The sequence below is a fragment of the Tannerella sp. genome (assembly GCF_030528505.1).
Taxonomy (GTDB): domain Bacteria; phylum Bacteroidota; class Bacteroidia; order Bacteroidales; family Tannerellaceae; genus Tannerella.
Map to the genome: position 1 here is coordinate 1 of NZ_JAUMYS010000075.1, position 13,780 is coordinate 13,780.

11 protein-coding genes are annotated in these 13,780 nt (G+C 49.5%); 4 read left to right on the plus strand and 7 right to left on the minus strand.

Annotated elements, in window-relative coordinates:
- Positions 1-269: 269 nt before the first annotated feature.
- From Q4A89_RS10365 to Q4A89_RS10375, 3 genes are read left to right on the plus strand one after another with little or no spacing between them, the layout of a single operon-like run.
- The gene (locus Q4A89_RS10365; RefSeq protein WP_303185370.1) at positions 270-2,204 is read left to right on the plus strand and encodes a glycogen debranching enzyme N-terminal domain-containing protein; all 1,935 of its coding nucleotides are present in this window, start codon (positions 270-272) and stop codon (positions 2,202-2,204) included.
- Between the two features lie 17 nt (positions 2,205-2,221).
- The gene (locus tag Q4A89_RS10370) at positions 2,222-3,490 is read left to right on the plus strand and encodes a glycosyltransferase (protein ID WP_303185371.1); all 1,269 of its coding nucleotides are present in this window, start codon (positions 2,222-2,224) and stop codon (positions 3,488-3,490) included.
- A gap of 12 nt (positions 3,491-3,502) precedes the next feature.
- Positions 3,503-4,825 (plus strand): glycoside hydrolase family 57 protein, encoded by a 1,323-nt coding sequence (locus Q4A89_RS10375; protein ID WP_303185372.1) that lies wholly within the window; start codon positions 3,503-3,505, stop codon positions 4,823-4,825.
- 77 nt (positions 4,826-4,902) lie between these two features.
- On the opposite strand, the gene Q4A89_RS10380 is transcribed toward Q4A89_RS10375, so the two are convergent.
- The 7 genes from Q4A89_RS10380 to Q4A89_RS10410 all read right to left on the minus strand — a co-directional run bounded on the left by Q4A89_RS10380 (position 4,903) and on the right by Q4A89_RS10410 (position 12,157).
- Positions 4,903-5,190 carry a transcriptional regulator gene (locus Q4A89_RS10380; RefSeq protein ID WP_303185373.1) on the minus strand — a complete coding sequence of 96 codons (288 nt, stop codon included), beginning with the start codon at positions 5,188-5,190 and terminating at the stop codon, positions 4,903-4,905.
- The gene (locus tag Q4A89_RS10385) at positions 5,175-5,786 is read right to left on the minus strand and encodes a hypothetical protein (protein WP_303185374.1); all 612 of its coding nucleotides are present in this window, start codon (positions 5,784-5,786) and stop codon (positions 5,175-5,177) included. Before Q4A89_RS10385 ends, Q4A89_RS10380 begins: the two co-directional genes overlap by 16 nt.
- Positions 5,787-5,828: 42 nt before the next feature.
- A complete protein-coding gene (locus Q4A89_RS10390) occupies positions 5,829-8,216 on the minus strand; it encodes an outer membrane beta-barrel family protein (protein ID WP_303185376.1) in 2,388 nt (795 codons plus the stop codon).
- A gap of 28 nt (positions 8,217-8,244) precedes the next feature.
- Positions 8,245-8,637 carry a DUF2141 domain-containing protein gene (locus Q4A89_RS10395; protein WP_303185378.1) on the minus strand — a complete coding sequence of 131 codons (393 nt, stop codon included), beginning with the start codon at positions 8,635-8,637 and terminating at the stop codon, positions 8,245-8,247.
- A gap of 297 nt (positions 8,638-8,934) precedes the next feature.
- Positions 8,935-9,429, minus strand: a complete 495-nt coding sequence (locus tag Q4A89_RS10400) for a methylated-DNA--[protein]-cysteine S-methyltransferase (protein WP_303185379.1) — start codon at positions 9,427-9,429, stop codon at positions 8,935-8,937.
- A 50-nt stretch (positions 9,430-9,479) separates the two neighbouring features.
- Positions 9,480-10,796, minus strand: coding sequence for a PAS domain-containing sensor histidine kinase (locus tag Q4A89_RS10405; RefSeq protein ID WP_303185381.1), 1,317 nt, complete (start codon positions 10,794-10,796; stop codon positions 9,480-9,482).
- A 5-nt stretch (positions 10,797-10,801) separates the two neighbouring features.
- Positions 10,802-12,157 (minus strand): sigma-54 dependent transcriptional regulator, encoded by a 1,356-nt coding sequence (locus Q4A89_RS10410; RefSeq protein WP_303185382.1) that lies wholly within the window; start codon positions 12,155-12,157, stop codon positions 10,802-10,804.
- 240 nt (positions 12,158-12,397) lie between these two features.
- Here Q4A89_RS10410 and Q4A89_RS10415 point away from each other — a divergent pair, with 240 nt between their 5' ends.
- Positions 12,398-13,741 (plus strand): TolC family protein, encoded by a 1,344-nt coding sequence (locus Q4A89_RS10415; RefSeq protein WP_368389509.1) that lies wholly within the window; start codon positions 12,398-12,400, stop codon positions 13,739-13,741.
- Positions 13,742-13,780: the final 39 nt, after the last annotated feature.

Below are 13,780 nucleotides of genomic sequence, written 5' to 3' on the forward strand. Positions count from 1 at the left end.
CATGTACCCGGCATAACAATTAACCATTGACAATTGACAATTAAATAATGGTAAATGCCGAACAGTGTATCGCGTAATTTGGGTTGAAAATAAATCTGTTTCGGAGATGTAGCGGTATCTCTTATTTCTTTTTTTTGTGCCGTTACATTGAAAAAAACGACTAATCATCCATTTTTTCGATAAAAAAATTGTTTATGTTGAAAATAGTTTCTAATTTTGAGAATTCAACAAAGTAAGTGAGATTAGAAATGGTTTAAAAGAAGAAAAACATGAATTACCTTAAATTCGACAAAACGCTAATAATTAACCTCGAAGAATCCTTATCACGAGAGGTGTTACGTACCAACCGGAAAGGCGCATATCATTGCACGACCATCGTTGACTGCAACACGCGGAAATATCACGGTTTGCTCGTTATGCCCGTGCCGGGACTGGATGACGATAATCATGTGCTGCTCTCTTCGTTCGACGAGACGGTGATTCAGCACGGCGCCGAGTTTAATCTGGGGCTGCACAAGTACGAAGGCGGGAGTTTCAGCCCGAACGGTCACAAATACATTCGCGAATATACGATGGAGACGGTGCCGCGCACGGTCTACCGGGTTGGCGGGGTACTGCTTTCGAAAGAAATTATTTTCTCTCGGACACATAACCGAATCATGATTAGGTATACATTGATTGATGCCCATTCGGCTACCCTGCTGCGTTTTCGTCCGTTTATGGCATTCCGCAGTGTTAAAGAACTGACGCGTGTCAACGGGAATGCCAATCAATCGTACGAAGAGGTACCGAACGGCATCAAGGCATGTATGTATCCCGGCTATCCGGAACTTTTCATGCAGTTCAATAAAAAACCGGTATTCGTCTATGAGCCATATTGGTATCACGGTATCGAGTATCAGAAAGAGCAGGAGCGGGGATACCCTTATAAAGAGGACTTGTTCGTTCCCGGATATTTTGAGCTGTCGATTGAAAAAGGAGAATCGATCGTATTCTGTGCCGGCGATAGGCTGCGTGACGAACTGGCCGGTCTCCCCGCTTATTTCGAGGAAGAAGTAGAGGCGCGAACCCCGCGTTCCAATTTTTATAACTGTCTGAAGAATTCGGCACATCAGCTGTTCTACAATCCGAAAGGCGAAGACGTCTATCTGCTGGCAGGTTATCCGTGGTTCAAGGTGCGTGCGCGAGACATGTTCATCTCGATGGCTGCCTGTACGCTTTATCTCAACGAGCGGGATCGCTACGAACGACTCATGAAAACGGCCATCCCGGCCCTTCACGCTTTTATGCGCGAGGGGAAACCAGACCCGGTTATTCATGAAATGGAACAACCCGATGTGCTGCTATGGGTTATCTGGTGCGTACAAAGTTTCAGTTTGAAAGAAGGACGTGACGAGGCGAAACAACTGTATGGCGATCTGGTGCGTGAGATCATTGAGTACATCGTCGCGCAGAAGCACCCGAACTTGAAAGTTACGGACAACGGATTGCTCTATTCCGACGGACGGCAGAAGCCGGTAACGTGGATGAATTCCGTCGTCAACGGGCGTCCTGTCGTGCCGCGTACGGGATACATCGTCGAGTTCAACGCGCTTTGGTATAATGCGCTTTGTTTTTATAAAGAACTGAACGAAAGCGTATCGCCCGAAGTCGATCGACTGATCACGGCCTTAGATCTGTCTTTCCCCGCCACGTTCGTGAACCAACACAACTACTTGTTCGACTACGTAGACAGCAGTCCGAATCAGGACTGGAGCGTGCGCCCGAACATGGTCATTGCACTGGCTTGTCCTTACTCGCCACTGACGCGCGTACAGAAACGCGCCGTGCTCGATATCGTGACGAAAGAGCTGTTGACACCCAAAGGACTGCGCTCGCTCAGTCCGAAGAGCGAAGGGTATCGCCCGAATTATGTCGGCCCGCAGTACGAACGCGACTTGGCCTATCATCAAGGCCCTGTCTGGCCGTGGTTGACGGGAATGTATCTGATGGCCTATCTGAATCTGTTCGGCCGTGGAGGCGTTTCGTTCGCCGAACGTACGCTCATCAGTATGGAAGAAGAAATATCGCTGCATTGCATCGGAACAATCTCCGAACTGTTCGACGGTAATCCGCCGTTTGCGGGGCGCGGAGCCATATCGTTCCTGATGAGTATCGCTTCGATCCTTGCGGTGATTGAGAAATTGAAAGAATATGACGAATAAATAAAAGATTGCCAGCTATGAAAGCTTTAATGTTTGGATGGGAATTTCCGCCGCATATCCTCGGAGGATTGGGAACGGCGAGTTTCGGTTTGATTAAGGGCATGTCGCTGCAATCCGATATGGATATTACGTTCGTAATGCCCAAACCGTGGGGCGATGAAGATCAGAGCTTCCTGAAGATTATCGGCGCATGCAATACTCCGATTGTATGGAAGGAGGTGAATTACGATCATGTAGCCGGACGGTTGTCGAAATTTATGGATCCGCAGGAATATTTCAAGTTGCGCGACCATATCTATGCCGATTTCAGTTACCGGCATGTCAACGATCTGGGATGTTTTGAGTTTTCCGGTCGTTATCCCGATAACCTGTTGGAAGAAATTAATAATTATTCGATTGTGGCGGGAGTGATTGCCCGCGCCGAAACGTACGATATGATTCATGCCCACGACTGGCTGACGTATCCGGCCGGTATTCATGCCAAGACGGTCAGCGGTAAACCGCTCGTCATTCACGTGCATGCCACGGACTACGACCGTAGTCGCGGCAACGTGAATCCTGACGTGTACGGCATCGAGAAGAACGGGATGGATCACGCCGATCATATCATTACGGTCAGTAACCTGACGCGTCGGACGGTGATCGAAAAGTATCATCAGGACCCGGCCAAGGTGACGACGGTACATAATGCCGTAGAGCCTCTCAGTCCCGATATTCTGTCGATTTCCGACAAGCGCGGAGTGAAGGATAAGATCGTAACCTTCCTCGGACGTATCACCATGCAGAAAGGGCCGGAATATTTTGTGGAAGCGGCAGCCCGTGTGTTGTCGAAGACGGACAACGTGCGCTTCGTCATGGCCGGCAGCGGCGATATGATGGATAAGATGATTCGTCTAGCCGCATCGCGTAACTTGTCCGACCGTTTCCATTTCACGGGTTTCATGAAAGGGAAACAGGTATATGAAATCTTTAAAGCCAGCGATGTGTACGTGATGCCTTCCGTTTCGGAACCGTTCGGTATTTCGCCGCTCGAGGCGATGCAGTGCGGTGTGCCTTCCATCATCTCGAAACAGTCCGGATGTGCCGAGATTCTCGACTATGCCATCAAGGTCGACTATTGGGATATCGAAGCGCTGGCCGATGCCATCTACGGGCTTATCGCTTATCCGAAACTGCACGCTTTCTTGAAAGAAGAAGGATTGAAAGAGGTTAATAACATCAAATGGGAATATGCCGGGCAGAAAGTGCGCCGGATTTATGATCAGGTTTTGTATGGAAAAAATTAAAAAACAGAAGATATGAAAACGATTTGCTTTTACTTTCAGATACATCAGCCTTTTCGCTTGAGAAGGTATCGTTTTTTCGACATCGGGAACAATCATTATTATTATGACGATTTCCAGAATGAAGAAATCTTTCGCCGGATTTCCGAAAAGTGCTACTTGCCGGCTAACCGTACCATTATGGAAATGATACGTAAGAGTGGCGGCAAATTTAAGGTGGCCTTTTCGATTTCGGGGACTGCGCTTGAGCAGATGGAAATTTATGCGCCCGAAGTGATTGACAGTTTTCGCGAACTCGCCCAGCTCGGTTGTGTGGAGTTCTTGGCCGAAACGTATGCCCACTCGCTCTCTTCGCTCGGCGATGCAGACGAGTTCAGGGCGCAGGTTAAGATGCACAAGGAAAAAATACAGTCGCTCTTTGGCGTTCGTCCCAAAGTGTTCCGGAATACGGAGTTGATCTATTCGGACGAAATCTCCGAACTCGTCTACAACCTCGGCTTCGAAGGCATGCTGACCGAAGGAGCCAAGCACGTATTGGGATGGAAAAGTCCGAACTACGTTTATGCGTCGGCTGTTCGTCCGCAATTGAAATTGCTGCTGAAGAACGACCGTTTCAGCGAAGACCTCTCGCTCCGCTTCAACGATTATACATGGAAAGAATATCCGCTGACGGCCGATAAATATATCTCGGCGATTGCCTCGACGGCCGAACCGGAAAAGGTGATCAACGCTTTTATGAACTACGAAGTGCTGGGTTCGATGCATGCCGCCAATACCGGAATCTTCGAGTTCTTCAAAGCCTTGCCGCAGTATGCCGAAAAGTACAACCTCTCCTTCTCGTTGCCTTCCGAAGTGTTTGCGCGGATGAAACCCGTCGATGCCGTCTCGGTACCTTATCCGATGTCGTGGGTCGATGAAGAAAAAGATTGCAGTTCGTGGTTAGGGAATGTGTTGCAGCATGAGGCGTTCCAGAAGATCAACGAAATTGGCGAACGGGTGCGCTTGTCGGGCAACCGTCGCATCAAGCAGGATTGGATTTATTTGCAGAGCAGCGACCATTTTTATTACATGAATACGAAGCACTACAATTTGTTCAGTCCGTATGAAAATCCGTACGATGCGTTCAATAATTATATGAACGTACTGGCCGATTTTATACAGCGTGTCGAAGCGGAGTTCCCCTCTTCGATCGAAAACGAGGAGTTGAATTCGTTGCTTACGACCATCCGCAATCAGGCGAATGAAATTAACCGGCTTGAGAAGAAGTTGGAAACGATTCAAAAATCGTCGGAGACGAAGAAGAAAAGCACTACCGCGAAGAAAACTGTCGGTAAGTGACGGTATTATGTAGAGCATGATAAGCCGGAAGTTTTTTGAAGAAACATATCGATAAAAACTTCCGGCTTGTCTTTGTGTTACTTGATGTTGATATACGTTTGCAATGCTTCGACGTATTCGCGGAAGGCTGTAATCCCTGTCTCTGTGATACGGCACGTTGTGCAGGGGATTTTGCCGCGGTATCCTTTTTCTATCGCTACATAACCGGCCTGCGACAACTTATCGAGCTGCACGCTCAAGTTGCCTGCCGTCGCTCCCGTCTGCTCCCGGATATATTTGAATTCCGCGCTTTCGACACTGAGCAGGATCGACATAATGCCCAGTCGCAGTTCGCTGTGCAATAGTGGATTCAGCTCTTTGAACATATCTTTTTAGCTCGATGGTTTAAGATATGTCCCGGGATAATCATCATGACGACAAAAGCTAATGCAAACGTCAGCATCTTTATATCCCAGCCCGGTAACAGGTAATGGGCTACTCCGATTCCCATCGCCACGACGCCTCCGATGATCATCGGCCTGAACTGCACAACCAATCCGGTCAGAATCGTTCCTATACCCATGATCAGTATGATGATAAACAGAATAGGCAACTTCCACATTGCGCTGAATATTGACAGGCACGACAGCAGAAAACCCGTCAAGCCCAAGACTAACCAGATGTATCCAACGACTCGGTCTACGTACGTGCGGACTCCTGCGGGTTTCTTCTTCCAGAGTAGCATCCCGAGGCCTCCCGTGATCGGAATGAGGAACCACAGGAATTGTGTCCGGTAGTCGCCGGTATAGCTTACTGCCCACCATACTAGTAAGGTTGTGATAGTCGTAGCATAGCCCCAGATCAACATCGGTATGCCGGTATGGCGCTCCAGCCGGTGTTGTGTGTTTCGGATCATCTGCGTGATGAGTTCCAAACTTTCCTTTTCATTGAGCGATTTGTCCTTTAATTCTTTTTCTTCCATAGCTGTAAAAAAATGAGTGTAAAAATATAAATTTATCATGAATTATCTTGTGTCGGGAGTTCGTTTTAAACGGTCCTTCTCCGTTTGCGAGCTACTCTCGAGCGCACGACTTTTAAAATGCTTCCCTGCGCTGAAGGTATAGTTTAGACTGAATTTGAAGTAACGGGTATCTTGCGGATCATGCACTTTCGTGCGAGTCGTAAAGCGTGCCATCTCCGAAAAATAAACGATCTTACGGTCAAACACATTGTTTATACCCAACGAAGCCGTGAGGCGATCGTTCAGCAGTTGTTTCTTTACCGAGAGATGAAACAAATGGCGAGGTTCGATGCCCGAATTGGCCGAATATAGACGACTTGTGCCGCTGTATGTCAGCTCGAGGTGAAACTTCGCCGGCAATGAGACGCCGGTTGTCACATTGGCGAAATAAAGGTAATGCGACACGCGGCGGTCGTTTTCCGTGCCGCGGATATCTTGCTTTACCCCTACCAGATTGACATTCAGGTTCCACCATTTCGTCGGACGGAGAGGGGCGCTCAGCACGACATAATAATGATTCTCCGTATGATGATTTTCGGGGATGATGTACGTAACGTTCGGGTCGGACGTCTCCGTTTTCCGCACTTCCCTCACCAGATCGCGGTGCAGGTTGGCACCGACCGAGAGCACGTAACGATAGCGGTAAACGGCCGTCAAACCGATTTTATGAATATATGTCGGACGTAATGCCGGATTGCCGATGTAATACGAATATTCCGAATATTGTATCCGGTTCGGGTGGAGACGCCTGAAATTTGGCCGTTCGATATTCCGTGAGTACTGACCGATCAGCATAAATATCCGCATCGGATCGAACGAATACGTTACGTTCAGATTCGGAAACAGATCGAAGTACGATTGACGGATGCGACGATGATGCCCGTTCGCATGCGTATATTCGCCACGCAGACCGGCCACGAGACTGAGACGATTGTATTCGGCCGAAAAGGTGCCGTAGACCGCTCCGATATTTTCCGTGTAACCGAGTGAGTAATGATACGCCGGTAGCAGTTGCCAGCCTGAAGGACGAAGACTTTCGTGCCGCACCGTGTCCGACATATCGTTGTGTGTGTATTTCACGCCCGCAACCAGCTTTGTACGTGGCCAGAGCTGTTTGCTCAAGACTCCGTCGGCCGTATAAATCCTGTAATGCGACGATGTATTGTTCCGGTATACAGAATCCGATGTCTTTCCGTTTCGTGCAAACAAGGTATGATAGTCGTTGTCGCCCTCCACATATTTATTCGTGTAGTCGGCAATCACCTTGAAAGTCGATCCGAGCGTATCGAGCGCATGTACATAGTTCAAGGTCATCGAGTAGGTACGGTCTGCTTCTTTCTGCCGGTAGTCGCTTTCGGATCTTACGAGGATGCCGTTTGGTTTCGTTCGTGTCGAGACGGACGACGGGCTGTGAGTGCTTAGGGCCGAATATTCCGCTTCGACTCCGAAGCTGTTGCGTGTGTCCGGCTCATACACGATGCCCAGTCTCCCCAAGCCCGAATGTTGTGTGCGATTGACGTGCGAAGCCGAAAAATGTTCATGATTGCCCCCTGTCCGAAAATTATAACTCTCCATCGAGTTGGTCTTTCCTTTAGGCATCATCTTCCCCGATGCGAACGTGCTGAATGTCCAGTGCCCGGTACGGGCGTTGAGGGAGGCGGACGGCTGATAATCGGCTAACTTTTTGCTCTGTGCTGTACCAACTTTCACATGTCCGCTGATACCGTTCTCCAACTGTCTGCGAAGCGTCAGCTTAATCACTCCACCGAATGAATCGGCACTGTATTCTGCTCCGGTCTGAGGAATGATCTCGATGCGCACGATGTCGGCCGAGCGGAAATTACGCAGATAACTCATCAGTTCTTTGCCTTTCAGTCTCAGCTCACGTTCGTTGATAAAGACTTTGGCGCCCCTCGTCCCGTTGATGGAAATACCGTTGTCATCGACCCATACGCCCGGGGCCAGTTGCAAGATTTCGGTCGCATCTTTGTTCAGGGTAAGGGGCGTGTTCATCCTCATTACGAAGCGATCGGCCTCGCGTGTGATCGCTGAAGCCGTGATGGTTACTTCGTCCAGATTCATCCGGAGATCGTTCAGACGAAAATCGCCGACCTTCGATGACGCGTCCGAAAGATCAATGCTCTGCTCCAACGGCTGATAAGCAAGGTGCCGGATGTTGATCCGGTACTTGCCCCCGACGGCAGTCAGCGAGAAGCGTCCGAGCGTATCGGTGACCGTCACGGCTGCTTGCCCGTCTTCCGTCAGCAAGGCAACCGTCGCAAACTCGACGGGCCGGCCGCTGTTGTCCGTCACCTTGCCGCTTCGCTCCTGCGCCGAAGCGAAGCCGGCAAAGATGACACTTGCGATAGATACAATAAGGAACCGCTTCATGGTTGTCTGTTTTTCGATACAATGAAAATCAGCGTTTTTCCATCATTTCCTTTACGTTGATCAGTTTGATCTCGAACTTGTTTTCTCCGTCTTTGATCGTTACCTTCTCTTTCGTATTGCACGGTTCGATCGGGATATGTTGCTCATCCATATCGAGCCGGAAATTCTCATTCAAATCCTGATATACGTAAATATTCGTTTTTCCGACCGGTACGTTTTTCAGAACGCAGACTACATCGCCTGTCGAAGTAACTGCTGCCATTTCTCCGATCATCTCTTGCGATTTCGCTTTATCTCCCGCCGCAACCATTACTTTGCCTTTCGCTTCCTTGATGCCTTTTACCACTACCGTTACATCCGCCGACTGTCCATAAAGAGATATACTCAGTCCTAAAGCAGCGAAGATTCCAATTATTTTCATCGTTTTCATACCTGTTTTTCTTTACCTGTTACTAAATAATTCTTTTTTTTGAATCGATTCACATCGCAAAAGTAATGTGGTTTATTCTATAAACCAAATTGTTTTATGAATTATTTTGTACAAAAAGATAGGGTTGTGATAGATGGCTTTTTAAAATCTTTGAAATGAATGATTTGAAAGGAAGATTCTGCGGATGATTTTTTAGGAATCTTCCGAGCAACGGAGGCCGTTTTCTCCTTACGGACTGTGATACGCCGTAGGTTGGAATATGTATGAGATGGGTTGAGGAGAGGATCTTTATCCTTGGTTGTCCTTTTGTACAAGAGTTGAAGCTTCAAGCTCCAGCAATTTCTTTTTGATGTCGAGCCCGCCGCCGTAACCGGTAAGCGTGCCGTCCGCGCCGATGACACGATGGCATGGTGTAATAATTGATATGGGGTTACGGTTATTAGCCATTCCTGTGGCACGATAGCCATGCGGTGATCCGGCCGCTTCGGCAATCTGTTTGTACGAACGTGTCTGTCCGTACGGAATTTCACGGAGAGCTGCCCAGACGCGCTTTTGAAAATCCGTGCCTTGTTCGTCGAGCGGAAGATCAAAATGCCTGCGTTGCCCTGCAAAATATGCTTTCAATTCCGTGATGGCCTGTTTCAGCAACGGAGTTTCTTTCTCGCATGCATCGGCAGGCAAAACACGAAAGTTTTTAAGGTACTTGATAGCTGTAATACCTCGACCGTTTTCAACGATACGTAACGTGCCGACCGGCGATGCGTAGTCTGTAAAATAATTCATAACGAGTTGTTTTGATGGGAGCAAAGATACATTAAAAGACGGAATGACGCTTATGGAAACAACAGGACGAAGGTGGTCCGGTGATTGGGAGCGTTCGATTTCAGCGAGATGGAACCTCCCGAAAGACGCATGATTTGGCGCGCGACGGACAGGCCGATACCACTGCCTCCCTCTTTAGTCGTAAAGAAAGGCGTGAAAATATGTTCGGCCTCTTCGGGTGGGATAGTGGGTCCGTTGTTGCTGATCTCGATTACGATAGATTCATTGCGGTTGCACGAAGCCTGCACCGTGATCTGTCCGTCGGGATGGTCGGGACCGATGGCCTGTATCGCGTTTTTCAGCAGGTTCAACACGACTTGTCCGATCAGGTTTTCGTCGGCATACAGGATCAGGTCGTCCGGACGGACATCGGTCTGTATCGTGATATGGGAAGCGTTGTGATGGTGACCGGCCAGCTGTGTCATCCGTTCAATAAACTTGCCGACGTAGAAGAGGGTCGGTTGCGGAGTCGGGATATGGGTGAATCGGCGATACGACTCGACGAAGGAGATCAGTCCTTTGCCGGTTTCGCTGATCAGTTCGAGGCCGTTGCGGAGCTCCTCCTTCATTTCGTCATGCCGTGAGAGGAGCGTGCTGCTGATCGAGGTCATGGGGGTGACGGAGTTCATGATTTCGTGTGTTAATACGCGCGTCAGACGGATCCATGTATCGACTTCCTTATCTTCCATTTCGCTGTTGATGTCGTTCATGGCGATAAGTTTCACGCATTTCCCTTTCAAAACGGTTTCGGACACACGGAGGGAGAGGTTGACCACTCCGCGTTCGTTACTGAACGAGAGGTGATATTTCTCACCGGGCTGAAGGTCGGTAAAACGTTCGGCAAGCTTGTTATCGATACGTTCGAGCTGTCTGATGTGCGTAAATACGGGCAAACCGAGCAGTCGGAGCGACTCGCTGTTTTGTTGAAGCACGAATCCTTTCTCATCGATGACGATGATACCCGTGTTGACCGAGTTGATAATCATTTCATAATATTTCTCCCGTTCTTTCGCGTCAGCTTTTGCCTGCAAGAGAATCTGGAGGATGCGGTTCAGCGATTCGTTGATGATTCGTTCTTCGGCAGCGTGCCGCGTCGTTGCGTAATGAAAAGCGTAATCGTTGTTATCGACGGCGTCGAACATGAAGGACACCTTGCGGAGGTTGCGACGATAGAGTTGTACGACCCATCCGAAGGCGAAAGCGACGAACAGCAGGCTTACGGTTGCTACGATCCAACGCTGCTGTACCACGAATACCGTGGTTACGGCAACGAGTGTCGCAAGTACGATCAGGCGAAACGTCAGACTGTTATACAATCGCTTGTCCATCGGGATTAGAGTCCGTAGCGTTTGATTTTATTGTAGAGCGTCTGTCGCGAGATGCCGAGTTCGGAAGCTACGAGCGAGAGATTGCCTTGGTGTTTGTCTATGGTGCGGCGGATCATGCGGCATTCCATCTCTTCGAGAGTGGTAGCGTCATTCAGAGGGGATTCGGAAGGAGAGACGGACGGGAAGTCGAAGTCGTCCGTGTCGAGCGTTTTCCCGTCGCTGATGATAACGGCTTTCTCGATGGCATGTTCAAGTTCGCGGATATTGCCGTACCAAGGTTGTGCTTTCAGTTTGTCGCAGGCTGCGGGCGTGAGGATCAGTTCAGGCTTGCCATACGACTGTACCTGTTTGTTGAGTAGGATATGTGCCAGCGGTACGATGTCGTCTACCCGTTCGCGCAGCGGCGGGATATGCAGGTGAATGGTGTTGATGCGATAGAGCAGGTCTTCCCGAAAAAGTTCTTTTCTGACCATGGCGTCGAGGTCTCGGTTCGTGGCGCAAAGGAGACGGATATTGACCGGTATGGGGGTGTTGCTCCCCACGCGTACGATGCTGCGCTGTTGCAGAGCGGTGAGCAGCTTAGCCTGCAAATGATAGGAAAGGTTGCCGATCTCGTCGAGGAAGAGCGTACCGTTATCGGCTGCTTCGAACTTCCCGGGACGGTCGGAGTGCGCGCCGGTGAATGCGCCTTTGACGTGGCCGAAAAGCTCGCTCTCGAAGAGGGTTTCGGTAACGGCACCCATATCGACGGCCACCATCGGGTGACGATGACGGGCCGACAGCCGGTGAATCTCGCGCGCAATCATTTCTTTTCCTGTCCCGTTCTCGCCGGTGATCAGGATATTGGCATCGGTACACGCCACTTTCTCGACGAGCATGCGCAGTTGCTGCATCGCTTCGCAGTCACCCCAGAACATACGGCTTTTCTCGGGCGTAGCGGGGCTGGCATGCCGTTTACTTTGCTGTGTACGGGCTCGGAGAGCCGTTTGCAGAGCTTCGGTCAGTTTGTCGTTGTCCCAAGGTTTGACGACAAAGTCCGAAGCACCTTCTTTGATGCCTCGTACAGCCAGTTCGATATCGGCGTATGCCGTGAAGAGTACCACTTGTATCGAGGTGTCGATCTTCTTGATTTCGGAGAGCCAGAAAAGGCCTTCATTCCCGCTGTTGATACCTGCGCTGAAGTTCATGTCGAGCAATACCACATCGACCGGCTCGTCGTGCAGGATCGTTCGGATGCGGTCGGGCACGGAGGTCGTGATGACTTGGGCAAACTGTGGTCGTAGCAGCAATTCCACGGCCGCAAGGATGCCTTTGTTGTCGTCGACTACGAGAATGGTTCCTTGTCGTTTCGTCTTGTTCATGCGTTTTCTTCTTTTGTTTCAGTCCGGACGGGGATTGATATCATATATATTATATAATGTATAGGCGTATGCTTGTCCAATACGTGGACAAAATTAAGAAAAAAAGCGATGTGATTGGACAGTGTCTAATTTTTGGACACAGGAAGTTTCTTGATAAATTTATAAATAATTGAATTGTAGTTCTTTGTTTGTTTTGGCATGGTTTTGGCATAGTATTTAGCGTGAATTAATATTGAAATGATGAAGAAGATTTTTTGGAATATGTTTTTAGGGATCGCGATTACGTCGGGGGCGATGGCCCAAGAGCGATACTGGACGATGGATGACTGCATGCGTTATGCGGTGGAAAATAGTCCGAAGGTGAAGCAGAAGCAGCATTTGAACGACTCGTACAAGGTGGCGCACCGTTCGGCGGTGGCCAGCTTCTTTCCTTCGATCGGTGCGAGTGTAGGCGGGCAGTTCAGCTTCGGCCGATCCATCGACCCGAAAACGAATACGTATAACAACATCTCCACGTTTAATAATTCCTACGGAATCAGTGCTTCGCTGCCTCTGTTTGACGGCGGACAGCTAATCAACAATCAGAAGATGACGCGTATCCGCCGTTTGTACGGAATGCAGGAAGAGCAACGCGCCAAAGACGATGTGGCGCTGGCCGTGATGGAGGCGTTTATCAACACCGTCTACTACCGAGGCACGGTGAAACTCGCTGCCGACAAGTTGAATGAGAGCCGGCGCACCCTTCACAAGACGCGTCGGATGGAAGAGTTGGGTATGAAGGGTAAGGCCGATGTGGCGCAATTCGAGGCTCAAGTGGCGGCCGACGATTATAACCTGACCCGTCAACAAAACCTCTATGCCTCCGCCTTTTTGAAACTCCGCGAAAACATGAATTACTGCGGTGCCGACTCGTTACGTATCGATACCGCCGTTTACGTGTCCGCAACGCTCTCTTCTCCCGAATCCGTCAGCGATATTTACGCCTACGCTAGTACGCATAACCCCGTGGCGCTCTCGGCCGAGTACCAATCCAAAGCCGCCCGCTACGAATATCGCATGGCAAAGGGAGCCATGTTTCCCAGACTATCGTTCGAAGCCGGCGTATCGACTAACTATTTCAAGAATTTGTCGAGCGGAGAAACCGTTTCGTTCGGCAAGCAGTTTTTCGACAATAACCGCGGCGAATACCTTGCCATGGTGCTTCGTATCCCCTTGTTCGACGGACTCGGACGGTATAGCGAGGCACGTCGCGCGCGCAACAACATGCGCATGGCCAACGAACAGCGCGAAGAAATCATGCGACAGTTGCAGACAGCCGTCGAACAAGCCGTTTTAGATCGCGATGGATTCGCAAAAGAAACCGTGCAGATGGAAAAGAAAGTAGAAGCAGACGAAATCTCCTATCATCTCACCTTGCGCAAATACGAAGAAGGCTTAATGAGTCCGCTCGATCTGCAAACGGCAGCGAACACACTAATCGAGGCACGTGCGAATCTCTTGCAGAAGCGATTGTCCTATCTTCTTAAAAGCAGATTAGTGGCCTATTATAAAGGAGAAGGAATCATCGGGAAATTTGAAGAATAATCATAACGTGTCCGAAGCGTATAATTAATGTCAGAACGA